The organism is Mesorhizobium sp. WSM4849, assembly GCF_055811385.1.
Map to the genome: position 1 here is coordinate 1 of NZ_JBVVPW010000008.1, position 25,759 is coordinate 25,759.

A 25,759-nucleotide genomic window follows, 5' to 3' on the forward strand; every position below is an offset into this window, starting at 1 on the left:
GGGGCCAATGAGTCATTAAGGTCTGCAACATCGCCAGGACTATCCAGCGAGCGGTTGCAGAACGCAATGCAGCTCATGCCCGGCGTTGATTAGCACCTCTTGACCAAGTTTTGGCCGCAGTCACCCAATTCGTAATGCAGAGCACCGCAAGCCTCCAGACCACGGTAACAAAACTGGACAGAGCCGCTGCCTGGTTCGATGGAACGGCCCCAGGAACGGCCCCCGTCACTGGAGACCAGGAGCCACAGCGGGCACTACAGGCCTAACTTCTCCCGGAGTGCATCAATGCGTTTAGAGGCTTCCGCCTTGCTGAGGCCGTCAGCATAGGCGTCAGGGTCGTCGGCCTGTTCGGCCAAAGTTTTCAAATAGGAGGCTTGTGCGGGGGTCATGGGGTCATCTCCGCTGATCCAATCTTCCGGGTCCTTTTTGACAGTTGCCGGTGCCTCGATTTTTGGGTTGTGCCGGTCGCCCATGATCAATCTCCCTTGATGATCATCACAATGAGAATGATCATGATTTGTTCCGCCAGATTGTGTCGCGTCCGCCCGCCAGGCCGGTTACGCGCAAGCGGAGCGAATCTCTTCTTGGCTATTTCATAGCGTGGATACCTATGGTTGTAATCTTGCACGATCCTCAAATCGGTGAGGACGCCCCTTGAGCAGCGATCAGGGCCATTGGAGCCGTACCTGGCTCAACTCGGGAGTCGGCTTCTTCGAATTATTTGGCCTTCAGCCATGTGTTCGACAGTCCGCTCCTGTAGCGGCTGTCGGCGCGCTTCGAGATAATTCCATTGAGCCCGATCTTCTCGACGGTGCGGAAGAGCGCCAGCGCACTGCCCTCGAAGTGCTCACTGTATTGGATCTTGCCGAGGCCAGGCTCAACCAGTTGCCATAGCGCCTGCTTGCGCTGCAGCAGCGGCAAGGAGCCTAGATCGCGGCCGTCGAGATGGAGGATATCGAAAGTGACGAACACCAGCCGGCTCGGCTCGTTCCAGATCGCGGCTTCCAGCGCAGGGCAATCGGAAGCGCCCTGCTCGCCGGAAACAATGACCTCGCCATCGAGAATGGCAGTCCGGCATCGCAGATCGACGGCTAGTGCGATGGGCCAGTATTTCGTGGTCCAGTCACGGCCGTTCTTGCTGTAAAGACGCACGCCGCCATTATCGATGATGATCTGGGTTCGATAGCCGTCGAGATTGGCCTCGTGGACCCAGCCCTCATCTTCAGGCGGCCGCTCGACCCGAGTCGGGATCTGCGGCGGAAGAAACTCCAGCCGGCCGCCATCGACCTTGGCACGCTTACTCAATGACGCCACCTTTGACCGCGCAGCGGCGGCTAATCGGCACAGGCAGCACGACATCACCCCAACAGGATGCCTGCCACCTGTGCCGAGCCCCCGCCAAGCCATTGCAAGCATCTACGCACGAGGCCGATCTGTCGTTAGCTTTGCATCCTAATACTTATCCTGGCGTACATATCTTGCTCGGCGCGGCGCTCTTGCACCGTTCCCGACCGGCTTATTGCTGTCCGGGATTGCCGCCAGCCTACGCAGCCCTTGGCTAGAGCGGTTCGTCATTTCACGGAACCGCAGAACCGCTCTATCTCTTTATTTTTTGACTGCAATTCCGGACGGAAAACCGTTCGCACTTTTCCTGGAATTGCTCCGATTGCGGACTACCTTGGTCAGTCCATCAAAAGCACCACAGCGGGATGCAGCTTCTTCAGATTCGGCAATGATTTCGACTGCCAGGGTATGTCGGGCGTTCCACGCACGACGAGTCGAACATCGGGATGCTTGCGCACCTCAATGGTAAATTTCGCCAGCAGGTTGATGCCGGAAGAGTTGAGAAAGTGAAGGTCCTTCAGATTGAGCGTAATGGAAGCGGGGTTCGAGGCAAGAACACGGGTCGCCAACGCCGTGATAGGCGCACCGTCGTCGGAACTGGCAAGCCGCATTGCACCGTCGAAGAAAATTTCGCTTCCTTCAGTCCACACGCGGTAATCGTCTGTCTTGATTTCCATAGCCTGGCTTCGTTTTATTTAGTTGTGAATTTGCGAGATCGGAATGGAGGCATATGTCTCCACGCAAATCCGATCGCTTTCGTCTGCGGCGCTGAATATCCAAGCCAGGCGTGCGCCGTAGTCGCTCATCAACGTCAGCAATCCAAGTCCGGAGCCTCCTACGCCGGCGTTGGCGGCATTGGCTTCAATTCGCTGTATCAGCAGGTCCATGGGGTCGCCAACCGTGATGTCCGCCAGGAGACTTTGGAACTCAGACGCATCTTCACCATCGACTTCATTCGACACTTTGAGCTTGAAGCACTCCGAATCCATCGACGCCTCGATCACGATCTCACCCGGTGCGCGAAACTTGACGGCATTTTCGATGAGTTCGTTGACCAGATATCCGATGCTGTGCCGCACTTCCATGTAGTCATTGCGGGACGACCGGAAGCGCAACGCGAAAAGATCGGCGATGAAGTCCGAGGTGGTGGCACAATGACGCCAACTCAAGTCGAGAGGTCCGTCGAACAGCCGCACGCGACTGACGCTCTCCTTCATCCCGATCGCAATATCAGGGGTACCGAACAGCGTTGTCATTGCTATGTGTGCCTTATGATCACGAGGGTGATGTCATCGTGGATCTTCTGGATCCCGATATGGGCCATCAGATCGTCGATGATCCCAGTCTTGATGTCCTCGGCGCTGCTGCCGTGACGTCTTTGTACGCTCTGGCTGAGGCGCTCGAACCCGAACAACTTTCTTTCGTGGTTTTCCGCCTCGGTCACACCGTCGGTGTGCAGCACGATCACGTCGCCGCTTCCGAACAGGATGTCACGCGTGGCAATGAACTTCGAGATGTCATTCTCCAGGCCAACCGGCAGACCCAGATCAATCGTATCGATACGTTCGACTTCCCCATCCGCACGCACGACAAGAACGTCCTCATGCTGGCCGGATAGCGTTACCCGCTCATCTTCGAAGTCAAGAAAGGCCAGCGAGAGATGCTTGTCGGTGTTCGTCCGCTCGATGTTCTTGTAGATCGCTCTGTTCAGCCGATCCAGAAACTGGTGCGGATTCGCTTCGTCGGTCTCCTGCAGCGCGCGTGCAACGGATTGGACCATCAGCATCAGCACGCCGCTCTCAAGACCATGACCGGTCACGTCGCCGATGCCGATCTTGACCCGTGATCCGTTCTGCAGGACGTCATAGTAGTCGCCGCCAACCTCGTCAGCCGGACGCATGTAGGCTGCGATCTCCAGCCCAGGAATCGCTTCGAGTTCGAATTGTTTCGGCAGGACCATCATCTGGATCTGCCTGGCAACCGCGAGCTCGGCACCGAGGCGGACGTTCTCGTCTCGCAGCTTTTCGTTGAGTGCCGAAATCTCCTGGTTGGCGTCCCCGAGCTCCCTGGTTCGTTCGTCGACGAGCTGCTCGAGGTTTTCCGTGTGAAAGCTGATCTGCTCAGCCATCCGGTTGAAAGCGACCCCCACCGCTCCAACCTCGTCGCGCGTCGGAATGCTTACCCGGACTGAATAGTCTTTCGCCTGCAACCGCTTGGCGGCCCCGGCAAGCGCACTGAGGCCTGCAGTGATCCGCTTTGAAATTCCGAAAACAGCCGCAAAGACGATCAGGAGCGAAACGATAACTGCGATGACCTGGGTTATCAGGATCCGGTTGGTTGCGCTGGAAATGCTCTGCTGCGCTGCAAGGAGGGAAGCATAAATTTCCTGTTCGGGGACGACGAAGCCAAGCATCAGGGTTTCGGCCGTGATGGACCCAGTACTATTCCAGAGATTGACTGGGTTTAGTCGGCGAAGTGCGACGATGTACGGTTGGGCTTTACCGTTTTCCTCAATCGAAATATGCTTAATGACTGTCTTGTCGTCGGCGGGAAGTTCGAGCGCTGCGACGGTCGCGTGCGTGCTCTTTTTGAGCGAGCGATCGAGGCCGGTAACGCCTTGACCTGCCGCACCACTTGCGATCTTGAGCCCGAGCATTTTCTCGCCTACAGGCTTGATCGCGAGCACATTGCCGTTCGACATGGTGAGAAAACCGAAGCCCGTATCGGCGACCTTCACGCTTTCGACGATGTCAGCGAGTTGATCGAGCGTAACGTCGGCAGCGACCATGCCGGCGACATTACTGCGGTCTTTCGTCCAGAGTGGGTGGAAGAAGCTCACTATGAGCTTGCCGGTAATCGCGTCGATATAAGGAGCAGTCGCAGTGATGTCATCGCCCTTTACGGGGCGCGAATCGGGCTCCCTGATCCAGCCTTCCCAGCCTTCATAGACGCCAGGAAAGAAGAAATCCCAGAAATTCGCTTTATCGTGGCCTGGATAAAGCTTGTCGAAGGTCTGCGCCTGATCGGAATAAGGAATCGTGCGCATGATCGGCCCTGCCTTCGGCCCTACGTAGTAGACCTGCAGCTTCTTGGCGCCAGTTGACATCTGGCTTGTGCCAAAAATATCGAAGATCGCACTCTCCTGAATGTCGCGGAGAATTTCGGGCTTCGGTTGGTGATCAGCGGAGAGGAGATATCCCCAGACACTCATGACCGAAGGTGACCCTTGCCGGGTCTGTACCCAGTTTCCCGTGGCGTCATATGCAAGCGGCGCATTAAAATAGGGGTTCTTCGCCAACGCCTTGCCGATCGCATCTTTTGCTTCCGGATAATCTATTAATCTCTGCATGGAGGCTGCAAGTGCGGTCACCTCGGAGTGCATGCGGCCGAACAGGAGATCGGCGCGCAGCGCCGTCGTCTCGATATAGTTCTGGAGGTATTCCTGGCTTGCCTTGGTGAGGCCGCTCTCGATCTGGTGCGTCGCGTCCCGGGAAAGCCGGTTCACATTCCACAGCGCGACGCCGCCGCCGACGAGGAGGTCGAACAGCACCGCCCCACCCACAACGATCAAGAATTTAGCGCGGAAGCTGTTAAGCCGGAGGACAGGCCAGGGTCTGGGCGGTGTTGCATCCAAATCGGTCATAGCGGCTTGCGTCCCGATGCAACCCAGATCGGCCAGCCGGCATAGCCCTTGGAGTGGAGCGCAGCGAAGATGTGGTCCTGGAAGCCCTGTCGGAACCGCCTGATAAACGCCGGTGTGTCACCTCGCTTGGTAGCCATCTCGCCTGCATAAACATTCTCCCATGCCGCTATGACGTCCGCGAAGTCCTGTGGATCGCCGTCGTGGTTGGTGACCATGAAGGACTCGACCCGAATGTCTTCGAGCCCCGCTTCGGTCAGGTAGCGTTTGCTCTTCGGGCCGAGCTCAATATCCATCTGGAAGTGCGCCCACAGCTTGGCGACCTCGTTATAGGTCCACTGGATGCTGTCGGCGCGTGGTTCGCCCAGGCAGTGCGAATTTTTTTCATTGGTGATGTAGACACGTCCGCCCGGCTTGCAGATGCGAAACAGTTCCCTGAGGATCAGTTCGGGCTTGTTGAACACCTGCAGCGAATGGCGGCACGTGACGAGGTCGAACTGATTTTCCTCGAGCAGCATTTCTGCTGCATCGCCATAAGTGTACTCGATGCCCTTGATATCGAACTCCGCAGCCACGTTTCGCGCATAGGCGAGGCTCGACCTGGAGTGGTCGAGCGCGATGATCCGCGATGGCTGGAACTCCTTCTGCACGAGCACGGCGAAATCACCTATGCCGCAACAGATGTCGGCCATCACGATCCCGGGCCTCATGCCGTGTCGGGGCAAGATTGCGCGCTCGTGGCGCCAGGTCATCTTTGTTTGTGTGCGCAGGATCGGCACGAACCCGCCTTCCTCAAGGAAGCCCTGCCCCGGATAGAATTCGCTGTCATACTCCTCGACCGTGATGTTCGGTTCGATTCCGCTCAAGCGACCGAACTTTCGTGACGTCCATCCGACGACGCTTGACGTGATGACGATGAATTTGAGATCGGGTCGAGCCCGACAAGCGTCGAGAATGATCCTCGAAAAGGCGTGAAACGCAGCGTTGTTCATCTGAGTCAGACGTCTGACATTGACGTAGAGAACGCCGCGCACACGGCCGATCGCATCGCGAAGCAATGCTATGCTGGGTCCAAGTTCATCGATTGCCTGAGGCCGGACCACCCCCGATATGGAGAACTCCTGATTGTTGGCGTCGTATTGCGCCTTGAAACGCGGGAGAAGGTCGTAAGGGTTCAATTTTGCAAGCCCTCGAGCGGGAGATCCACGACAAGCTTGATCGCATCACCGTCGGCTTCCTCGACCCTGAGTGTCGCGTTGTAGTCGATGGCCAGTTCCAAAAGAACCACCTCCCGGCTCGGGGCGAGATCCCCGGATACCGAATTGAGATATCGCTCCCGGACCTCGGATCCTGCGACCAGCGACACGGCTTGTTCGTAGAATTGACGCTCCTCTGGCACGCAAGGGAATGTCAACTCGATCCTGTCCGTCGCGCCATGGCGAGACACCCTGCATGCCAATTCGCCGTCGGCATGGCGCGTACGAAAGGCGACTTCCAGCAATTCGTTAAAGGCGGAAGAAAAGAGATTTGAATGCCGAACCGAGTCTGACCTGTTTCGGCTGATCATCCGGGCCATGTATGTCGAGACATAGTCGCAATGTTTCCAGGCGGAGACGAAAGCTTTGATTTCCATGTCGATCTGGATCATCGGTTCAAAAGTCGGCCCGCCAGCCAGGTGATGATGAACAGTTCCCATCGGCATCCTCACTTTTCCATCGTATTGAGCCCTCGCGGGGTGATGACCTCCGCGACAAAAAATGTCACCGCGTCCTGATGGGTCAGTCTCGCACCGACTCGAAAAATTGCGCGGTATCTGCCTTGATCGTTCTACAAATCTCCACTTCATCGTTAACAAAGGGTGCAAGGCGCTAGAGCGCCCGATTTGATTCCTCCATCGTCCGTACCACCCTCAGCGGGGACCGCCTGATGAAATCGCTAATCGCCTCGGCTCCAAGCGGCTTTCCCAGGAAGTTGCCTTGCAGGCAATCGCAATTCTCCTTGATCAGCCACCGTGCCTGTGCCGACGTCTCGACCCCCTCGGCAGTGACATTTATCCCCAGGCCGTGCGCCAGGTTCATGATCGATCGCACGATCGTTTGGCTTTTGAGATCGGTCTCCAGGTCCGCAATAAAGTACCGATCTATCTTCAAAGTATCGAAGGGAAAGTTTTTAAGGTAGCTTAACGATGAATAGTATGTTCCAAAATCGTCGAGCGAAATTCGTATTCCCAAAACGTTCAGAGTGTTCAACGTGTCGATATTGTCGATCGTCTTTTCAAGCAGGACCGTCTCGGTTATTTCAAGTTCAAGTCTGTCGGCTTCGATTCCAACTGCGTCGATGATCTGAGCGACCGTGTCCGTCAGCGAACCGCTAAGGAACTGAGCTGGCGACAGGTTCACTGCGACTGTCAGCGAGGAAGGCCACGTCAATGCCTGGCGACAGGCTTCCTCGAGCACCCATCGCCCAATCTCGTCCATCAGACCGTCGGCTTCGGCGATCGGTATGAACACGTTGGGTGGAATGGTTCCGACCTCGGGGTGCCGCCACCGCAGCAGCGCTTCGAAACCGATCACCGACGCGGGAGGCCGAATGAGCGGCTGATATTCCAGATAAAGTTCGCCGCGCTCCAGCGCGGTTCGAAGGCTGCGTCTCAGATTCTCGCGTTGCTCGAGCAAGAGCAGCATCGAACGGTTGAATGTTCGAGCGCAACCGCGTCCATCTGTCTTGGCCGCGTAAAGGGCAATATCAGCGGCTTTCATCAACTGTTCGCCATCGGTCCCGTGCTCTGGCCCGAAAGCAATTCCGATACTCGAGCCGACGAAGACGGGAATGCCGTTAATGACGAACGGGTTCTTGAACGCGTCGACTAGCGATCCGGCGAGGCGCTCAGCCTCTGCCGGCTGCTCCTTTCCCAATTGGATGACAGCGAACTCATCGCCGGCATACCGGTATGCGGATTCGCCGTCCTGCAGGGCGTCGCGAATACGACCCGCCGCGAGTTGAAGAAGAGTGTCGCCTGCTCCATGGCCGAGCGTGTCGTTGACCGCTTTGAAATCGTCAAGGTCGATTTGCAGAAGGGCTGCTTTCGGCTTTGATCCGCCGAGGGCGGCCATTGCCTGCTGCAGCCGCTCGCCGAAACGCCGCCGATTCTGCAGTCCGGTCAGTACGTCGTGCGTCGCCTGATGGAGCAGAATTACATGCTCTTGCTCCTCCACGACGCTTCGCCCATCGCGCCCCCTTGATTCGATGATTCCCACACCATTCGCAGTGGCGAAAACGAAAGCGGACCGTGGCGCTTCACCCGGTGATCGCGGCAAATCAATGCTTGCCGGTGAGCCGCCGTGGAACACACGAAGAAATTCGTCACGATACCTCGCATCGAGGAAGCTCGGGTAGATCTCCCAAACGGCGGCACCCGGCACCACCGCGCCTCCGTACACGCCTTTGAGTTTGGCTGCGTAGTGCGTCAGACAGAAGTCGCGATCATAGAACGACAAAAATTCGGTCGTGTACGCCAAAAGGTCAGCGAGCAGCGCTTCGCCGGGACGTGGTGCATCGCTTGAGGCAGGCCCCTCGCTCTCCGTGCCGACCCCTGATGCCTCCGGGTGCAATAGCCACCTCCATGAGCAGTGAGAATCCACGTCCCCCAGCCCAGAAATAGCATAACTGTCAAGCTTGGCAAACATACAACTCGCAGTCTCAACAAGTGTCTCATGCTGCGTAGTTGCAATGTATGCTCCGCTGTGATTGGCAGCGACATCGATGAACAGTTGGTTGATAAATCGGGAATTGGCTATAATTGATGGCGCGGTGGACGCGACACGAAATATTCTGGTCCATGAGGCGGCTGATCTTCCCCGCCCTGTTTTAAGCCCGCCCCACTTCAACCATCCCCGATCCTGTACTCAGCTTCCGAGCGCTTTGAGCCAATGTTCAAAGGAAGAGGCCTCCTCGTGTCCGGCATGCGAAACAGAGTGGGCGGGGCGCGGCAACACCACGGAACTTCGGACTTCGCGGGGGCTGTAACCGAATTCCTTGCTAAATGCTCGGCTGAAATTAGCCGCTGAACTAAAGCCGACGGCTTCGGCAATATTAACAATGCGCCGGCTGTCCGCCGGATCGCTAAGCGCAACATGGGCTGCCAGAAGTCGGCGACTTTGTATGTAGTGGAGAACACCACCGCTCGGTTCGAACAACTGATAAAGACGAGAGCGCGAGACGCCGAGCGCCCGGCACATTGAATCCGGCGTCAGATGAGCCGCATCCAGATTGTTGTGGACGTATCGACGGGCTCGCTCCATCAGCGCGACACTCACCAATTGTTCGGTGGCCGCGGCATGTTCTGTCGGTGGCGAGAGGCAGGCAATGATCATGCTGCGTGTTGCGTGCACGATGCGGGGCAGATCGTCAGCCGTGAGACTGCGCAGTCTTGCTTCGATGCTGTTGAGGTAGTCGAGCAAAAGGTTGGCAAAGTTGCCGGACAGAATTGAATTATTCTTTGCGTCCAGGGTTGCCGCCGCATCGGCGAACAAATCACGCGGCAAATAGAGAAAGAGACTTTGGGATTCCGTTGCCCTCCCGCGAAACGGGTAGCCAAGCGATCTAATCTCCAATTTGCCCGGCTGGTTTTCCGCTACGCGGCGATCGACCTCCGTCCACGACCGGCCAGTATGCGGCAAAGCGATATACCAGTGATCGATCGAGCTGGACCGAAGCTTCGCAGCAGAACGCATATAACTATGTGCCGGTGCGCGCTGTTGAACGATCAGCATGCCGCCGAGGTTCCAAGCCGTGTGGTCGGCGGGAAAGCCATCGTCGAGCGATTTGTCATCCGGCAACTTGATCTCGACAAGCGGAGCCATATGCGCCTGCCAGGCGACAAATTGATCCTCTGGCGCCAGTTCGAGCGTCGAAAAGGGCAAAGGTTCGAGCGCCGGCGCAAGTGACGGGGCAGCCTCATTGTAAGGTTGAGCTTCGCGCGGCCAACGACGTCGATCGCGCTCAAGCGCCTGCCTCGCAAGCGCCTTGTCCTGCCTCTTAGCGTCCATCGCGTAGTGCCGTATCCGATTCCGGTATGCCCATCTCCACCTCAATCATGTGGTGTATCACAGGCATCTGGCAAGACTAGCGGAATGCGAGTCCACAGGAGCGCCATCACGCTGGGTTACAGCAAGAAATGCATTCCGAGATAAGTTTCTGGATGCGACGATAACGACACTCTTCAACCTGGCGCGTATAGAGTCTTGCACGGTGAAAGCGTAGTTGAGGAGACAACGAAATGAACGCAAAGCTCAAAGCAGAAGCTCGTCGCAAGATAATTCTTGATGGATATTTTAATAACGAACCTTTGAAAGATATAGCAGCCAAGGTCGGATGCTCACTGGCGAGTTTGAAAGTCACTGCCAGTAAACTCGGTTGCACTCGAACTCCGAAAGAGGCGGCGGAATTTCGGCGAGGATTTCATGTCCCAGAACAAAAACTGCGAGATTACCGACAACTTATGATTGCTGGACAGTATAGAGCTCGCGAGTGCGCGCTGATTTTGGGACTATTGAAAGACCAATTATCAGTCAGCGAGTAAACTTATTCCAATACACGCCTCAGCGGTTCATCGGCAAAAAAAGGCCCGCCGCAAACACGGGCAACGGGCCCTGAAAGGTTCGCACAGATGCTGCGTCGGCGTTTCAATCGCACCTGCCTCAGCCCTCATGATCTGGCTATTTGCGAACGCGTGTTCGATCAGGTTTGCGCAGATGAACACATTGACTCTTCAAGCCGGGATGCCGAGGCCTTAGCGGTGGCGATTGTCGCAATCTTCCGAAACATTACTACCAAGGAGCGCGAACTGCTGGATGAAGTTAGGTCTCTTCGTCTTTCAAAGGGCGCAGAGAAGGCGCACTAGCTTGGCGCCGTTCCGAGGCGAATTGTTCTAGTCCCGCGTTGGCACAGCCGGATTGGCATCTGCATTGCCCCATTGAGTCCCGCCAGAGTGTAGCCACAGCGCTTGCGAAAGAGATGGAAATGGGTTTAGCCCAAGACTTGTCTGATGTTGCGCTCACTTTCGATTGTCCGGGTTGCTCGCATCCGGCGGTAAGGAAGGGCTCTGCGCTAAGAACGATCGCGCACTTCAGATGCGACGGGTGCAACGCCAAGGTACGGATCACCTATCCGCAGAAGCTAGCGATCTTCGAAAAGTACAGGCTAATAGCCGCCCAAGGGGCATTGCGATGCGACGATCCGGAAACGCGTCGCCAATAGCGGTGACGTGGACCAGATGCAAAAGGTCGATGCCCTGGTGGACCTCGCTAAAGAAATGGCCGACCGGCAACTGGCCGGGTTAGAGAGCCCGGCAGATAAAAACGATGGCTCTGTGCAAGACGGTGATGATGCAAAGGACTGAGCGTCGTCGACCGCCTCCTCACATTCCGCGATCACGGAGTTACTCGAATCGCCAAGTTTGATACTATCCAACGGCGGACCCCAATCCGCCAGGCCGGCGCCCTACAGGCATTCTACCCCAACGCCCCCCAAGCGGCGCCGGCCTTCCCCTTGTATGGCGTTGCCAATCAGCAATCTTCGGTGGTCTTCTTCATTTGCCTGGGGGCGGCGGTCTTGGCGCCCGTGTCCTGCTGACCAGGGGCGGCCTCCTGCGCGCTGCCGGGCTGCTGGCCAGGCGCGCGATCCTTGGCCGAGTTCGGGTTCGTGCCGCTGGTGGTGGTGGTGTCAGTCCCCTGATCGGTGCTGGGCGTGGTTGTGGTCGTGGAGGTTCCGCCCGAAGTTCCGCTCGTCGTCTGGACAAAGGAAAGCCCGGCGGAAAGCGCCAACACGGCCGAGGTTCAAAAGAATTCGTTTCATATTCCTTTCTCCTGTCTTAAGCGCACGACGCGCTCACAAACCAACATGCGGACAGAAGGAATGTTGCACTGATGGGGCTCACCCTCGGAATCTTTCCGCGTGCCAGTGGATCTTGCCGTCAGGACCTTTCATCGGCTTGTGGATCATCAATCATTTGGGCAGGTGCTCGGGATGCACCTCTGGCAATGTGACTTGATCTCAGGCTTTCAGCGGGTGCAATCGAACTTGAGTTTCAGCGGGTCGGCGCCTCCGCCATAGACCATTATCAGATCGGCGGAACGGCAGTAGCGCACGTTCCCGCAGATGCACTCGGCTTTGACGAGCATGTTGTGCCGGGTCGCCTTGCCCAGCGTGTCGATCGGATCATGCGCCATGGAGGATTCGCAGTATCGTGTGCCGGCTACGTCAACCGATTTGCGACTTCTCCCAAATTTCTCGTGAAGCGCTGGGGATAACCGCACTGACCCCATTTGCGGCGGAATCGGTGTCCATTTCCGTTCCGTTAACAAATGGACGATTAGATCTTGGTGGGTCACCGCGAAAATGTTGCGCGAACGAGGAGCCCATCAATGGCTGCGATTGCTCTTCCTGGCGATTGGACTGGACAGTACAAGGGATCGGAGCTGAACCTCACCGGTTTCAACCTCTCCTTTTCTGACGAGTTCAATACGATGGATGTCGTGCCGAACAACGGCACCGGCAACTGGTTCGCGCCTGTGCACGCCCCCTACGGGGCCGCCACGTTCATGTCGCCGGTGGGGGCAACGAATCCGTTCTCCGTCTCTGACGGGAAGCTGACCATTACCATGAAGCAGGTGGACGGCGTCTGGCAGTCTGGAACGATGCAAACGGTTAACAGCGCCGGCCAGGGTTTCGCGCAAGAGTACGGGTACTTCGAGATGCGCGCAGCCTTTCACGGCGGGGCGGGAGCCTGGCCGGCTTTCTGGATGCTGTCGCCCGATCAGACTGTGCCACGCGTCGAGGTCGACATCGTTGAAGCGTATGGGGGCGATCCCGATGGTCATCACCAGGCGGTGCACTTGAGCAATAAGGAAAGCCACGCCTGGGAAAGCAACTATACGGGCCTCGCCAGTTCGCTGTTCGACGGGGCGTTTCACACCTACGGCGCGAGGATCACGACGGACTGGATCACCGTGTACTATGACGGCAAGGAGCTGAGCCGCTTTCCAATGAGCGAGTCCTTCCGCACGCCGCTCTATATGATAGCCTCGCTTGCCATGAATCCCCTTGAGGTCGAGCGGGCGTCCGGCACCTACAAGATGGTCATCGACTACGTGCGCGCCTATGCCGCGCCGGACGTGATGGAGCAGCACCTGACCGGGACGGATGCGGCGGATATCCTGAACGGCGGCAGCTTTGATGACGTTCTGGACGGCGGAGCTGGTGCTGACAAAATGTCCGGCGGTTTCGGCAACGATACCTACCGCGTCGATGACGCATTCGACGTAGTCATTGAGGCTGACGGCGCCGGAATCGATCTGGTCATCACCTCGATGACGTATTCGCTGTCCGGCCAGCAAATAGAGCAGCTCACACTCACCGGCGTTGCCGACATCGACGTGATGGGTAACGAACTCGACAACACGCTGGTCGGCAACGCTGGCAGCAACCTGCTCGACGGCGGGGTCGGAATCGACAAGATGGAGGGCGGCGCAGGCAACGATACCTACTATGTCGACCATGCGCTCGACCGCGTGGTCGAGGGCGATGCGGCGGGCAACGATTGGGTGTTCAGCTCGAGCACCTATTCACTGCCATCCTATGTCGAAAATCTGACCCTCATCGGCCTTGGCGCTATCAATGGTCGCGGCAATTCTTCCGACAATGAGCTGACCGGGAACAATGGGAACAACACGCTGGACGGCCTTGCCGGCAACGACACCATAAGGGGCGGGGCGGGTAGCGACCGGTTAGCGGGCTATGATGGCGCCGACCTTCTCGATGGCGGGACCGGGGCCGACCTGATGAATGGCGGTGCCGGCAACGATACCTATTATGTGGACAATGTACTGGACAACGTCATCGACGAAGCGGGCCTCGACCAGATTTTCAGCTTGGTCACGTACTCACTGGCGGTCGATCGCCGGCTGGTAGAAAATCTGCGTCTGACCGGAAACGCCAACGTCGGAGCCACGGGAAATTCCCTCGACAACGTGCTCGACGGCAACGACAGCGACAACAAACTGGACGGCGGCCGAGGCAATGATTCCGTGCTTGGGTGGGGTGGCAACGATACACTAACGGGCGGCCTGGGCATTGACTGGCTTACTGGTGGCGCCGGCAACGATTCCTTCGTTTTCAGCGCGCCGCTCTCAGTGGCCAACCGCGACATCATCACGGATTTCGACCATACGGCCGATGCATTCAGGCTCCAGAATTCGGTAATGCAGGGGCTTGGAGCCACCACGGGAGCCCTCGAGCCAAGGTACTTCTTCGCTGGGACTAGCGCGCACGACGCCGACGACCACATCGTCTATGACGAGGTTACGGGTGCGTTGTTTTACGATTCCAACGGAAACGTCGCAGGCGGCATGACAGAGCTCGCGACGCTGACGAACAGGCCGACGCTGCTGGCCGACGATTTTTTCGTGATCTGATCCGGCGCCCACAGCGGTGCGCGTGAAAACGAGATCAAGCGCACCGCTGTAACTTCTTGTTTGCGCATCGCTTTGTTCGAAAAACCGGTGACCTCTTTTTCGAGCGATGCTCTCGGACAGTGGCTTTGAGCGTTCCTTCTCCAAGGATGAGAACAGTCCGCAGTTGGCCGGGCGCCGAAGGATACGCTTCGCGGGACACTTGCTTTTCCGGCGCGCTCTCCGGCCGCAGAAGTCTCAACCTTGCCGGAGCGCATTCCGGGCCACAACCGACTTTGCGACTTCCCCTTCACTGATTCACGGCCCGTCTAGCGCCAGAATGCGAAATCCGCTGTGACGGTGGGGCTTAGCAACAACCGCTCAAGGTCGATCCGTTGTTGCAGGACTGACGTGTTTTCATCGAGCCAAGACTGGCGCTAGGTACCGTGCCGGGAATGAGCTATAATTCAGATGCTAATGACTGCCGGGCGCTTGGATAATGGCCGGACTGGGTGAACAGATTGCGCGTCAGCAGCGAACCATGGGACCGCTCCTGGTGGCGGCAGTGGTCATCGGCCTTATAGGTCTGCCCGTCGCAGCCTGGCTCGACCTGCGAGACCTATCGGAACGGATGCTGCGCACGCAAGCCAGCGAAATCAGCCGGATCATCGATGAAATGCGCGGATTCTACGGCAGCGACGTTGTGGGACGCGTGCTGCAAGCAGACGACGCCGTGACCGCGACGCACAACTACCGGGACGTTCCAGGTGCGATCCCTATTCCAGCAACCCTCTCGATCGAACTCGGCAAGCGCATCAGCGCTCACGATGGGTCCGTCAAATATCGGTTCGTCTCGGATCTACCTTTCAAAGGTCGAGACCCCCACCAGCTCGATGTATTCGAGCGGAATGCGATCCTTGCTTTGCGCGCCAACCCGAGGGAGCCGATCATCGAAGTCTCGGGTTCGCTGTTTGACCGGCACGTCCGCGCCGCGGCCCCTGTTGTAATGGGACAAGTCTGCGTGACCTGCCATAACTCACACCCGGACAGCCCCAAGACGGACTGGAAGGTAGGGGATGTCCGAGGGATCCAGGAGATATCAGTCAATCAGCCTATCGCTGCGAATGTCCTCACCTTCAAGTATCTGCTCCTATATTTCGGCTTCGCGGCGGCGGCGGGCCTGACGTTCATTCTCCTGCAGCGTCGGCAGTCCGCCTTGGTTCAGGGCATCAACAAGGAGCTTTCCGAGGCAAACGACTTCCTGGCCGCGATTTCATTGAAGATCGCCAAATATCTTTCGCCTCAAATTTACAAAAGCATCTTCAGCGGCCAGAAGGACGTCACCATCGCGACCGAGCGCAAGAAGCTCACGATCTTTTTCTCCGACGTCAAGGATTTCACCGCGATCGTGGAACGGCTCCAGCCGGAGGACTTGACGCTTCTCCTCAACGAGTACTTCACCGAGATGTCGACAATCGCGCTCAAACACGGCGGCACCATCGACAAGTTCATCGGCGACGCGCTTCTTGTGTTCTTCGGAGACCCCGAGACGCAAGGCGTCGAGGAAGACGCGAGAGCCTGCTTGCGCATGGCTGTCGACATGCAGCATCGGCTGGAGCAGTTGAACCGGGTGTGGCATGACCGCGGAGTTGAACGGCCCTTCCGAGTTCGCATGGGCATCAACACGGGCTATTGCAACGTTGGGAACTTCGGTTCCGATGATCGGATGGACTACACGATCATTGGGGCCGAAGCGAACTTGGCGGCCCGTCTGCAGTCGATTGCCGAGCCCGGCGGCATCTGCCTCAGCTATGAGACTTACGCGCTCGTCCGCGACCTTGTCCGGGCGCGTCCGTTAGCACCGATTGCCATGAAGGGGATCAGCCGGGAGGTTGTCCCCTACGAAGTCGAGGGCCTCCTGGGGGAACTGGCCCAGCGCCCTCAGGTCATCAGCGAGCACGCGACTGGCCTCGACTTGTTCCTCGATGTTGAGGCAATCGACGAGAACGGGGTCGAACGGGCGAAGAAACGCCTTTCGGAGGCGCTCCTGGCCCTAACCATCCGAAGCAGGCCCGCCGCTTTTTAGGTTCTTGAACGTCTGATTCTGGACCGCATTTGAGACTTCAACGATCTCCATGCCGTGTGGATTTACAGAGCACATGGCAAGCGCCACTACAGTGCAAGCTAATCTAAAGTAGGCCGCCTCTAGAAACTGTCCCACTGTCAGGGCATGGGGACAGCGGGTCACCAATCTGGACCGTGGTCAGCCACATAAATTTGAAGCGGCGGGACCGGCGCAGGACGCCCCGTTGCATGGGCCGATCGAAGTTCTTCGCAAACAATCGTTCTCCCACGAAGAACAGCAGAGAGGACAGACACATAGCGGCCCTGCTATAATCGAGACTTGAAGCAGGCGGACGTACTTGGCCGATGAGCCTGCACGGAAAGGAACTCCGATGCAGGTGGAGCACGGCGATGAAGCCCTTATCGTTTTCGCGCCTGTGGCGGATGGGGCTGCTATCTCTCCGCCTGCTGTCGGTCAAATCGGCGGCGTCGGGAATGCTCCTCCTCGCCTCGCAGTGGAGTACCGTCCTGCCGCGGCTCTGATCCCTTACGAGAAGAACGCCCGCACCCACTCCGATGCCCAGGTGGCGCAGATCGCCGCCTCGATCCGGGAATTCGGCTGGACGAATCCGGTCCTGGTCGACGGCGCGAACGGTATCATAGCTGGCCACGGCCGCCTCCTGGCAGCGAGAAAGCTCGGCTTGCAGCAAGTACCCGTTATCGAACTCCTTGGCCTGAGCGAGGCGCAGAAAAGAGTCTTGGTCATAGCCGACAACAAGCTGGCGCTCAATGCCGGCTGGGACACCGAACTGCTGGGTCTCGAACTGGCCGACCTGGGCGAGCTTGGCTTCGATCTGTCCCTCACCGGCTTCCACGATTTGGAAATTGCCGCCTGACCAACATTGGTAAACCTGGCCTTACCGATCCAGATGACGTGCCTGACCCGCCGGAGCAGCCAACCACCCTCCCCGGCGATGTCTGGACGCTCGGCAAGCATCGGCTGATTTGCGGCGATAGCACCAATGCGAAGGATGGCCCCTGAGGGTCTTTAGTCGCTTTGCGAAGTTCTAGGCATCGAGGAAGGAGTCTGGCGCTCGGCGCTCTCGGCTGATCGATGAGCATCGGCGCCGGCAAGGCGACCCCTGTAGCAGGCGGCGGTTTGTGTGAGCCAATCATGAAGGCCTACCGCCAGGAAGCACTGGTGCCTGAGCGCGCAAATCGGACTTGAAATATCAAGGCGCGCGGCGCACGATGGCGCAGAAATGCACCGAGAGGGAGACGGGGTGGAGGGCTGGAGCGTAGCAGCGCTTGGAGGAAGCCATGAACGTCAAAGCGATTCTCGAGGACAAGGGTCGAGCCGTCGAGACGATCGGCCCGAACGAGACGCTCGCCGTGGCGATCAACAGGCTCGCCGAACACAGGATTGGCGCACTGGTCGTTACCAATGGTGATCGCAAGGTGGTCGGCATCGTGTCCGAGCGCGACATCGTCTGCGCCATGGACAAGTATGGGGCTGCGGCCCTGCAGCAGAGTGTCCGTCACGCAATGACCGCCAAGGTCAACCTCTGCACCGAGAACCACACGATCAACCAGGTCATGGAGATCATGACCACAGGCCGCTTCCGCCACCTGCCCGTGGTAAAGAACGGCCAACTCGACGGCATCGTCTCGATCGGCGACGTGGTGAAGAAGCGCATCGAGGAGGTCGAGCGCGAGGCCGAAGAGATTATTCACTACATCTGGGCGGGGTAAGCTCGCCAAAGGCCCGCCGTCTGGCCGCGACGTCCTTTTTTCAGGGTTTCTGATCCCGTGCCCGAACCTCCTTCGGCAGCCTGAATAACGGATAGGCAGGCTGCGGGATCGCACACCGTATCAGATGCTGAGACTTGGGCATAACGTAGCGCCAAACCATGTAATCTTGAGAAAAATTCGATACTAGGGCACAATTTGTAGACGCATCTGAAGTGCGCAGCTATCTCAAACCCGGCCGTCTTGCGCCGAGCGACAGATCGCGGCGGAGGGTCGGCGTCGATGGATCAGGCGTTCTTTCTTCTGTTCGCTGCGGCGTCCGTGATCACGGCACTGACCGTGGTCCTGGCGCGGAATCCGGTTCACAGCGCATTGGCGCTGATGGCGTGTTTCCTGCAGATATCGGCAATCTTCGTCTTGCTCGAGGCGCCGTTGCTCGCGGTCATCCAGATATTTGTCTATGTCGGCGCGATCATGGTCCTGTTCCTGTTCGTGATCATGATGATCGATGTGCGCGAAGCGGTGTTGCAGCGCTTCGTGCCGGGCGGCAACCTGCCGGCCATGGTGCTGCTCGTCCTGCTTGGGGTCGAGATGCTTGTGCTGGTCCTCTGGAGCGACCGCTTTTCGGTCACGGAGCCCGTCGTTGTGCGCGGCGGCGATCAGATCAGGCAACTCAGCACGACACTTTTCGCCGACTATCTCCTGCCGTTTGAAGCCGCCTCGGTCATCCTGCTGGCCGCCCTGGTCGGCGCCATTGTGCTGGCGCGGAAGGAGCAGGGGTGATGGTTCCGCTCTCGTGGTATATTTTGCTCGGAGTGGTCCTGTTCGTGATCGGAGCAGCAGGCGTACTGCTCAGGCGCAATATCCTGGTCGTGCTGATGTCGCTGGAGCTCCTGCTCAACTCGGTCAACATCAATTTCATCGCTTTCGGGCATTACGACGACGATTTCCGCGGGCAGATATTCGCGATCTTCGTCATCGCAATCACCGCGGCGGAGGTTGCCGTCGCCCTCGGCATCTTGGTTGCCCTCGTAAGGAACAAGTCCACTCTCAAGGTCGACGACGTGACCATGTTGAAAGGATAGCGGCTTGGAACCGGTGATATCGATCCGGCCGCTGCTTGCCGTCGGCGTTGCGGGCCTGGCGGCCCTGGCCGTTCTCCTTCTGAACAACCGCGAGAAACTCCGCGATGTCGTCTCGCCGTTGGCCGCGATCGCCATGTTCGCAATTGTCGCCTCGATGGCGCCCGTGGTGCTGGCGGGCGGGACGGTCGATTTGCGCCTGTTCGAGATTCTGCCGGGGATTGACTTCGCTTTCCGGGTCGATGCGCTCGGCATGGTGTTTGCCACCGTCTCGTCGCTCTTGTGGATCGTGGCGGCGATCTATTCCATAGGCTACATGCGCCACTTGAACGAGCACGCGCAGACCCGGTTCTTCGCCTGCTTTGCCGCCAGTCTCGCGGCGGCCGTCGGAGGCGCCTTCGCCGCCAATCTGTTCACGCTGGTGATCTTCTACGAGGTGCTCAGCCTCGTCACCTATCCGCTCGTCTATCACCACGAGGACGAAGAGGGATGGACGGGCAGCCGGAAGTACCTCGTCTATCTGATGGGCGCGTCGAAGAGCGTCCTGCTCGCAGCGCTGGCGCTGACCTACCATCTGGCGGGGTCGCTCGACTTCGTGCCAGGCGGGCTGCTAGCCGGGGTCGATGCCTCGCCGGCGCTGCTGACCGTGGTCTACTTCTGCTATCTGTTCGGCTTCGCCAAGGCCGCGGTGATGCCGATGCACGCCTGGCTGCCTGCCGCGATGGTGGCGCCAACGCCGGTCAGCGCGCTCCTGCATGCAGTGGCCGTGGTCAAGATGGGCGTGTTCTGCGTGCTGCGGGTGGTTTTCCATGTCTTCGGCACAGGGCTGGTCGGGGAGTTGGGCCTTGGCGTAGCCACGGCCTATCTGGTTTCGTTCACGATCCTGATGGCGTCGGTCTACGCCCTGACGCGGGACGACCTGAAGGCTCGGCTCGCCTATTCGACGGTCAGTCAGCTCTCCTACATCGTGCTGGGCGCGGTTCTGCTCTCGCCGGTCGCGATGGTCGGCGGGATCATTCACATCGCGGCGCACGCCTTCTCCAAGATCACGCTCTTCTTCTGCGCCGGATCGATCTATTGCGCGTCTGGCAAGCGGAACATCAGCGACATGGCCGGCATCGGCCGCAGGCTGCCCTGGACGATGGGGGCGTTCTTCGTGGCCTCGCTCAGCATGATCGGGGTGCCGCCGACCGCGGGCTTCGTCAGCAAGTGGTATCTGGCGCTGGGCTCGGTGGAGGCGGGGGAGATTGCGTTCCTGGTCGTGCTCTTGGTGAGTTCGGTCCTGAACGCCGCCTACTTCCTGCCGGTCAGCTATGTCGCTTTTTTCGGGACGGAGACACAGGAAAGTCCGGCGACGGTCCGTGAAATTCCGATGGTGACGATCCCGCTGGTCGCGACCGCGATCCTGTCGGTGTCGATGGGTATTTTCCCCGGCTATTTTCTCACCCTGGCGGAAGGAGTGGTCAGATGATCAGGCGTGTCGTCGATTTCTTTGGTGAGGCGAGATACGCGGAGCAACGCCGCCGGCTGTTTTATCTGGCGCTCGTTCTGATCGTCATCGCCGATTTTCTGGTCCCCCGCGAACACGCTGAATACCTGTGGGACCGCTTGCCGGGCTGGTCGGCCGTCTATGGCTTCTTGTCCTGCGTCCTGCTGATCTTCGTCTCCAAGTTCCTCGGCCATCGGGGCGGGTTGATGCGGCGCGAGGACTATTATGATTGACTTCGTCCATCCCGCCCTGCTGTTCATTCTTGGCGCCCTGCCGATCCCTTTCCTGAAAGGATCAATCCGCAAGGCCTATCTGCTGCTGATCCCGGCGCTGGCGATCCTCGCCGTGCTCACCGCGCAGCCGGGCAGCTACGGCGTGGCGGAGTTCATCGGGCAGGAAATCCTGATTGCGAAGGTCGACAAGCTGAGCATCGTCTTCGCCACCGTTTTCACCATCATGGCGCTGATCGGCATGGTCTATGCGCTGCACCTGACGGGCGCCGGAGAGCATGTGGCGGCGTTCGTCTATGCTGGCAGCGCGCTCGGCGTGGTGTTTGCTGGCGACTACCTGACCCTGTTCTTGTTCTGGGAAGCCATGGCGTTTGCCTCTGCCTATCTGGTTTTCGCCCAGGGAGGCGAGCAGGCGATCCGCGCCGCGTTCCGCTACCTCATGGTCCATATCACTGGCGGCGTCGTCCTGCTCGGCGGCGTCATTCTCCACGGGCTCGCCACCGGCTCTTTGCTCTTCGGCCCGATCGAGGGGGGGATGGACGTCGCCGCCTACCTGATCCTTGCCGGGTTCATGCTCAACGCCGCGGTGCCGCCGCTCAACGCCTGGCTGACTGACGCCTACCCGGAGGCGACCGTCACCGGGGCGGTGTTCATGAGCGCCTTCACCACCAAGACCGCCGTCTACGTGCTGGCGCGGGCGTTTCCGGGGACCGAGATTCTGATCTGGCTCGGCACCATCATGGCGCTTTACGGCGTCGTCTACGCGGTGCTGGAGAACGACTGCCGGCGGCTCCTGGCCTATCACATCGTCAGCCAGGTGGGCTACATGGTGGCGGGCGTCGGCATCGGTACCGAGATGGCGGTGAACGGGGCTTCCAGCCATGCCTTCGCGCATATCCTCTACAAGGCGCTCCTGTTCATGGGTGCGGGGGCGGTGATCTACGTCACCGGGCGGCGCAAGCTCACCGAGCTCGGCGGGCTCTACAGGACCATGCCGCTGACCGTGGCGCTCTACATGGTCGGCGCCTTCGCAATCTCGGCATTTCCGTTCTTCTCGGGCTTCGTGACCAAATCGATGGTGGTGGCCGCCGCCGGGCAGGATCACCGCGCGCTGGTGGTGCTGGCGCTGACGATGGCGTCGTCGGGGACCTTCCTGCACACCGGGCTGAAGCTGCCCTACTACATGTTCTTCGGCACCGACCGGGGGCTTCAGGCGCGGGAGCCGCCCCGCAATATGCTCGTTGCGATGGGCATGGCTGCGGTGCTGTGCATCGCGATCGGGGTGTTCCCCCAGCCACTTTACGAGCTTCTGCCCTATCGGGTCGACTTCGAACCCTACACCGGCGTCCATATCACCGAGAGCCTCGGCATACTGATGTTCACCGCATTGGGTTTCGTGCTGTTCCTCAGGGCGCTCGACCCCGAGAACACGATCAGCATCGACACCGACTGGTTCTACCGCAAAGGCGCGCGGCACTTCATGTGGCTCGCCGAAAAACCGCTGGCGCGTTACGAGCAGGCGGTGAGCGACATCTCCGAGAGCGCGGTGCTGCCCTTCCTGCACGGAACCGCACGGGCCGGACTGCGGATCGATCTCAACGGTGTGGACGCCGTCGTCAACGGCGTCGCCCGTTCGATCCTGCGCGGTGGCGGCGCGCTGCGACAGTTGCAGACCGGCGTCGTGACCCATTACGCGCTGGCCATGATCGTCGGTGTGATCGCAGCCATCGCCGTCTTCGCCGTGGTGTGGCGGTAGGGGTGCGATGGCGTTCCCGCTGCTTAGCCTCATCGTGTTCATGCCCGCCGCCGGGGCAGCGGTTTTGATGTTTCTCCGCAACGACGATGCGGTGCGGTGGACGGCGCTGGGCGTCACCGTCCTCGACTTCGCTCTCTGCATCGTCATGCTGGCCGGCTTTGACACCACTACCCACGAGATGCAGTTCACCGAGACGCGCCCCTGGGTGCCCGCGCTCGGGATCACTTACTCGCTTGGCATCGACGGAATCAGCGCGCTCTTCGTGTTCCTGACCGCGCTGTTGGGCTGGATCTGCGTGCTCGCCTCGTGGGTGGCGATCGACCGCAAGGTGAAGGAGTTCATGGTCAGCCTGCTCACCATGCAGGCGCTGATGCTGGGGGTGTTCTGCGCGCTCGACCTGTTCCTGTTCTACGTCTTCTGGGAGGCGATGCTGATCCCGATGTACGTGATCATCGGCGTCTGGGGCGGCGACGGCCGGGTCTATGCGGCGTTCAAATTCTTCCTCTACACGCTGGCGGGCAGCCTTCTGTTCCTGATCGGTGTCATCGTGCTCTATTTCCACGGCGGCGAAACCTTCGACATCCGCGCCCTGACGGCGCAGGATTTGCCGTTCCGGGTCCAGTCCTGGCTGTTCTTCGCCTTCCTGATCGCGTTTGCGGTCAAGGTGCCGATGGTCCCGGTCCATACCTGGCTGCCGGACGCCCATGTGCAGGCGCCGACGGCGGGTAGCATCATCCTCGCCGGCGTTCTCCTGAAGATGGGCGCCTACGGGTTCCTGCGGTTCTCGCTGCCGATGCTGCCGGAGGCGTCGCTGTATTATTCGACGCTAATGCTTTCACTTTCGGCGCTCGCAATCGTCTATGGCGGGTTACTCGCGCTGGCGCAGGACGACCTCAAGAAGCTGGTGGCCTATTCCAGCATCAGCCACATGGGTTTCGTGACGCTGGGTATTTTCACGTTGAACCTCCGCGGGCTCGAGGGCGGCATCCTGCAAATGTTCAATCATGGCGTAACGACGGGCGCGTTGTTCCTGTTCGTCGGCCTGATCTACGAGCGGACCCATACCCGCAGCATCGCGGATTATGGCGGGCTGATGAAGGCGGCGCCGGTCTATACCGCGTTTCTTGCGCTGTTCACCCTGTCGTCGATGGCGCTGCCGGGAACGAATTCGTTCGTGGGCGAGTTGCTGGTGCTGTCGGGCGCGTTTGCGGCCAATCTGGCCGTCGGCGCGGCCGCCGTTTTGGGGGCACTGCTGGGCGCGGCCTATCTGCTTGGCATGTACAGGAAAGTCGCGCTTGGTCCAGCCAGCATCGGCGTGCGGTTCAAGATTCGCGACGTAAACGCCCGCGAACTGGTGGCGATCCTGCCGCTGGCGGTCTTCGTGCTCTGGGTCGGGCTCTATCCGAAACCTTTTCTCAACATCATCGGGCCTTCGGTGAGGCATCTGCTCACGCAGGTGCATTCTAACGGGGGCGGCCAATGACCGCTGCCACGCTTTTCCAGTCGATCCTAGCGAGCCTGCCCGAGATCGTGGTGGTCACTGGGGCCTGCATCTTGCTGATTCTGGGACAGCTTGTGCCAAAGGGACAGGGGTATTTCCTCGTCTGGGCTTCCGCTGCGACCGTGCTGGTTGCGGCCTTGGCGACACTGTTACTGGCGGGCGAGGTGCGGCCGGCCTATTCGGGCATGTTTATCGCCGACCGCTTCGCGGTCTTCTTCAAGATGGTGTTCTACCTTTCGACCATCCTGACGTTCCTCCTGTCGCGAAAATATGCCGAGATCGAGGAGATCGCGTTGAGCGAATACTATGTCCTGCTGCTCTTTGCGCTTTCCGGCATGATGATCATGGCCTCGGCAACCGATCTTCTGTCGATCTATGTCGGCCTCGAGCTGACGGCGCTCTCGACCTATGTGCTCACCGGCTTCCTCAGGAAGGAGCGGCGGTCGAACGAGGCGGCGCTGAAATACGTGGTTCTCGGCGGGGTTTCGACGGGAATCTTCCTCTACGGCGTCTCGCTGATCTACGGGATCACCGGCACGACGCAGCTGGACGGGATGGCTGCGGCGGTGACCGGCGACCCGCTCGATCCCGGATTGCTCCTGGCGGTGGTCTTCATCGTCGCGGGGCTGGTCTTCAAGGTCGGCGCGGTGCCGTTCCACATGTGGGTGCCGGACGTCTATGAAGGCGCGCCGACGACAATCACGGCCTTCATGTCGGTCGCCCCCAAGGCGGCGGGGTTCGCGGTGATCCTGCGCGTGTTCCTCAACCCGCTGGTCGCCGCTTCCGACGCCTGGATCATCGTCGCGGTGATCGCGGTGGTGACGATGGCGCTCGGCAGCTTCGTGGCGCTGGTGCAGGACAATTTCAAGCGCCTGCTCGCCTATTCCAGCATCGCCCATGCGGGCTTCGCGCTCTTCGGCGTGGTGGCGGGTGGCGCCGACGGGATTGCCGGCGTGATGCTCTACCTGCTGATCTACGCCTTCATGAATCTCGGTATCTTCGGCATCGTCATCATGATGCGGAATGGCGATTTCTCCGGCGAGGTCATCGAGGACTACGCCGGCTTCGCCAAGTCGCATCGCGGGTTGGCGCTTCTGATGCTGCTCTACCTGTTCTCGCTCGCCGGCATTCCGCCGACAGCCGGGTTCTTCGCCAAGTTCTACGTGCTGGTGGCGCTCGTCGAGCGGGGTTTCGTCACGCTGGCGGTGATCGCGGTGCTGCTGAGCGCCGTCGCCGCCTACTTCTACATCCGCATCGTCATGGTGATCTACATGCGCGAGCCGGAGCGCGCGTTCGAGCCTGCCCTGACGCCGTCCGTCCGCGCCACGCTCGCCTTGACCGCCGCCGGCACCATCGGCATCGGACTGTTTCCGGCGTGGTTTCTGAGGCTTGCCCAGAGTTCCGTGTTCGGCGGTTGACTACGATTGGATTTGCAATGAACCGGCCAACCGAATA

25 protein-coding genes are annotated in these 25,759 nt (G+C 59.3%); 14 read left to right on the top strand and 11 right to left on the bottom strand.

Going from position 1 to position 25,759, the window contains the following annotated elements; translation table 11 throughout:
- Positions 1–254 precede the first annotated feature (254 nt).
- The 9 genes from AC0L3L_RS10300 to AC0L3L_RS10340 all read right to left on the bottom strand — a co-directional run bounded on the left by AC0L3L_RS10300 (position 255) and on the right by AC0L3L_RS10340 (position 10,032).
- On the bottom strand, positions 255–473 hold the full coding sequence (locus AC0L3L_RS10300) for a DUF3072 domain-containing protein (protein ID WP_473487318.1): 219 nt from the start codon (positions 471–473) through the stop codon (positions 255–257).
- A 244-nt stretch (positions 474–717) separates the two neighbouring features.
- Positions 718–1,314 carry an ATP-dependent DNA ligase gene (locus AC0L3L_RS10305; RefSeq protein ID WP_473637482.1) on the bottom strand — a complete coding sequence of 199 codons (597 nt, stop codon included), beginning with the start codon at positions 1,312–1,314 and terminating at the stop codon, positions 718–720.
- Positions 1,315–1,682: 368 nt separating this feature from the next.
- Positions 1,683–2,021 carry a slr1659 superfamily regulator gene (locus AC0L3L_RS10310; RefSeq protein WP_473487320.1) on the bottom strand — a complete coding sequence of 113 codons (339 nt, stop codon included), beginning with the start codon at positions 2,019–2,021 and terminating at the stop codon, positions 1,683–1,685.
- A gap of 18 nt (positions 2,022–2,039) precedes the next feature.
- Complete coding sequence (locus tag AC0L3L_RS10315; protein WP_473487321.1) at positions 2,040–2,600, bottom strand: slr1658 superfamily regulator; 561 nt, start codon at positions 2,598–2,600, stop codon at positions 2,040–2,042.
- A gap of 2 nt (positions 2,601–2,602) precedes the next feature.
- Complete coding sequence (locus AC0L3L_RS10320) at positions 2,603–4,987, bottom strand: SpoIIE family protein phosphatase (protein ID WP_473637483.1); 2,385 nt, start codon at positions 4,985–4,987, stop codon at positions 2,603–2,605.
- Positions 4,984–6,162, bottom strand: a complete 1,179-nt coding sequence (locus tag AC0L3L_RS10325) for a methyltransferase domain-containing protein (protein WP_473637484.1) — start codon at positions 6,160–6,162, stop codon at positions 4,984–4,986. Before AC0L3L_RS10325 ends, AC0L3L_RS10320 begins: the two co-directional genes overlap by 4 nt.
- Positions 6,159–6,680, bottom strand: coding sequence for a ubiquinone biosynthesis methyltransferase UbiE (locus AC0L3L_RS10330; protein WP_473637645.1), 522 nt, complete (start codon positions 6,678–6,680; stop codon positions 6,159–6,161). The genes AC0L3L_RS10325 and AC0L3L_RS10330 overlap by 4 nt, the downstream gene beginning before the upstream one ends.
- Positions 6,681–6,852: 172 nt before the next feature.
- A complete protein-coding gene (locus tag AC0L3L_RS10335; protein WP_473527954.1) occupies positions 6,853–8,595 on the bottom strand; it encodes a putative bifunctional diguanylate cyclase/phosphodiesterase in 1,743 nt (580 codons plus the stop codon).
- A gap of 294 nt (positions 8,596–8,889) precedes the next feature.
- Positions 8,890–10,032, bottom strand: coding sequence for a helix-turn-helix domain-containing protein (locus AC0L3L_RS10340; protein ID WP_473637485.1), 1,143 nt, complete (start codon positions 10,030–10,032; stop codon positions 8,890–8,892).
- A 230-nt stretch (positions 10,033–10,262) separates the two neighbouring features.
- Here AC0L3L_RS10340 and AC0L3L_RS10345 point away from each other — a divergent pair, with 230 nt between their 5' ends.
- The 3 genes from AC0L3L_RS10345 (at position 10,263) to AC0L3L_RS10355 (ending at position 11,384) form a co-directional block, all read left to right on the top strand.
- The gene (locus AC0L3L_RS10345) at positions 10,263–10,565 is read left to right on the top strand and encodes a hypothetical protein (protein ID WP_258117201.1); all 303 of its coding nucleotides are present in this window, start codon (positions 10,263–10,265) and stop codon (positions 10,563–10,565) included.
- Between the two features lie 87 nt (positions 10,566–10,652).
- Positions 10,653–10,886 carry a hypothetical protein gene (locus AC0L3L_RS10350; protein ID WP_258117200.1) on the top strand — a complete coding sequence of 78 codons (234 nt, stop codon included), beginning with the start codon at positions 10,653–10,655 and terminating at the stop codon, positions 10,884–10,886.
- 372 nt (positions 10,887–11,258) lie between these two features.
- Positions 11,259–11,384 (top strand): hypothetical protein, encoded by a 126-nt coding sequence (locus AC0L3L_RS10355; RefSeq protein ID WP_473637486.1) that lies wholly within the window; start codon positions 11,259–11,261, stop codon positions 11,382–11,384.
- Between the two features lie 166 nt (positions 11,385–11,550).
- On the opposite strand, the gene AC0L3L_RS10360 is transcribed toward AC0L3L_RS10355, so the two are convergent.
- Positions 11,551–11,811, bottom strand: coding sequence for a hypothetical protein (locus tag AC0L3L_RS10360; RefSeq protein WP_473637487.1), 261 nt, complete (start codon positions 11,809–11,811; stop codon positions 11,551–11,553).
- A 234-nt stretch (positions 11,812–12,045) separates the two neighbouring features.
- The gene (locus AC0L3L_RS10365; RefSeq protein ID WP_473637488.1) at positions 12,046–12,213 is read right to left on the bottom strand and encodes a hypothetical protein; all 168 of its coding nucleotides are present in this window, start codon (positions 12,211–12,213) and stop codon (positions 12,046–12,048) included.
- Between the two features lie 195 nt (positions 12,214–12,408).
- Here AC0L3L_RS10365 and AC0L3L_RS10370 point away from each other — a divergent pair, with 195 nt between their 5' ends.
- The 11 genes from AC0L3L_RS10370 (at position 12,409) to AC0L3L_RS10420 (ending at position 25,722) form a co-directional block, all read left to right on the top strand.
- Positions 12,409–14,457, top strand: a complete 2,049-nt coding sequence (locus AC0L3L_RS10370) for a family 16 glycosylhydrolase (protein ID WP_473637489.1) — start codon at positions 12,409–12,411, stop codon at positions 14,455–14,457.
- A 475-nt stretch (positions 14,458–14,932) separates the two neighbouring features.
- Complete coding sequence (locus AC0L3L_RS10375; RefSeq protein WP_473637490.1) at positions 14,933–16,519, top strand: adenylate/guanylate cyclase domain-containing protein; 1,587 nt, start codon at positions 14,933–14,935, stop codon at positions 16,517–16,519.
- A gap of 370 nt (positions 16,520–16,889) precedes the next feature.
- Positions 16,890–17,393: a ParB/Srx family N-terminal domain-containing protein gene (locus AC0L3L_RS10380; RefSeq protein ID WP_473637491.1), complete on the top strand. Its 504-nt coding sequence runs from the start codon at positions 16,890–16,892 to the stop codon at positions 17,391–17,393.
- Between the two features lie 424 nt (positions 17,394–17,817).
- A complete protein-coding gene (locus AC0L3L_RS10385) occupies positions 17,818–18,249 on the top strand; it encodes a CBS domain-containing protein (protein WP_123151424.1) in 432 nt (143 codons plus the stop codon).
- Positions 18,250–18,528: 279 nt separating this feature from the next.
- Positions 18,529–19,029 (top strand): NADH-quinone oxidoreductase subunit J family protein, encoded by a 501-nt coding sequence (locus AC0L3L_RS10390; RefSeq protein WP_473527961.1) that lies wholly within the window; start codon positions 18,529–18,531, stop codon positions 19,027–19,029.
- Positions 19,029–19,331, top strand: coding sequence for an NADH-quinone oxidoreductase subunit NuoK (gene nuoK, locus AC0L3L_RS10395; protein WP_473637492.1), 303 nt, complete (start codon positions 19,029–19,031; stop codon positions 19,329–19,331). The genes AC0L3L_RS10390 and nuoK overlap by 1 nt, the downstream gene beginning before the upstream one ends.
- A gap of 4 nt (positions 19,332–19,335) precedes the next feature.
- Positions 19,336–20,799 carry a monovalent cation/H+ antiporter subunit D family protein gene (locus AC0L3L_RS10400; protein WP_473637493.1) on the top strand — a complete coding sequence of 488 codons (1,464 nt, stop codon included), beginning with the start codon at positions 19,336–19,338 and terminating at the stop codon, positions 20,797–20,799.
- Positions 20,796–21,050, top strand: a complete 255-nt coding sequence (locus AC0L3L_RS10405) for a hypothetical protein (RefSeq protein ID WP_473527963.1) — start codon at positions 20,796–20,798, stop codon at positions 21,048–21,050. The genes AC0L3L_RS10400 and AC0L3L_RS10405 overlap by 4 nt, the downstream gene beginning before the upstream one ends.
- Entirely contained in the window at positions 21,043–22,803 is a 1,761-nt protein-coding gene (locus AC0L3L_RS10410; protein WP_473637494.1) for a Na(+)/H(+) antiporter subunit D, read from the top strand. The genes AC0L3L_RS10405 and AC0L3L_RS10410 overlap by 8 nt, the downstream gene beginning before the upstream one ends.
- Positions 22,804–22,810: 7 nt before the next feature.
- On the top strand, positions 22,811–24,286 hold the full coding sequence (locus tag AC0L3L_RS10415) for an NADH-quinone oxidoreductase subunit M (protein ID WP_473637495.1): 1,476 nt from the start codon (positions 22,811–22,813) through the stop codon (positions 24,284–24,286).
- On the top strand, positions 24,283–25,722 hold the full coding sequence (locus AC0L3L_RS10420) for an NADH-quinone oxidoreductase subunit N (RefSeq protein ID WP_473637496.1): 1,440 nt from the start codon (positions 24,283–24,285) through the stop codon (positions 25,720–25,722). The genes AC0L3L_RS10415 and AC0L3L_RS10420 overlap by 4 nt, the downstream gene beginning before the upstream one ends.
- The last annotated feature ends 37 nt before the right edge of the window (positions 25,723–25,759 follow it).